Raw genomic sequence first — 433 nt, 5'->3', positions numbered from 1 at the left:
GTACCGTGGGCACGATCCCCAAGGCTGCGCAGCAGAAGGCAGCGTTGATCTCTGCCACGAGTTCCTCGAACGCATATTTTCTGGAGCCCGAAGGGCCGGAGCAGTCACGGGCCAAGCGTGAACTGTGACCGGTGGCATGACCGAGCTCATGCAAGGCTGTGCGGTGCCAGTTGATCGGCTCGAAATAAGCTTGGGGCGGAGGCACCTGTATATAATCGCGGGCAGGCACATAGAACGCCCTGTCGCCACCAATACGGAAGTCGATACCGGTGGCCTTGATCAGAGCCTCGACCCGCGGTTCGATCAAGCTAGCCACCGGCAGCGGAGCCGAAACCGCGACTTCATCAGGCAGTCCTTCACATTGCTCGATATTGAAAACGGTGAAGCGCTTGAGGAAAGGGATCGCCTGGGCATCCTCGCCTGTCTCGCGAGC

Annotated in this window: 1 protein-coding gene; it reads right to left on the bottom strand. The window is 59.8% G+C overall.

What is annotated here, in order from left to right:
• Positions 1-433 (bottom strand): zincin-like metallopeptidase domain-containing protein (locus tag EN824_RS33550; RefSeq protein WP_245521072.1); only part of this gene is annotated, 433 nt, incomplete at both ends.

Origin of the sequence: Mesorhizobium sp. M8A.F.Ca.ET.181.01.1.1 (assembly GCF_004792025.1) — a bacterium.
Classification (GTDB): domain Bacteria; phylum Pseudomonadota; class Alphaproteobacteria; order Rhizobiales; family Rhizobiaceae; genus Mesorhizobium.
Note: the sequence above shows the minus strand (reverse complement) of the source record. Positions and strands in the feature narration are given on the sequence as shown.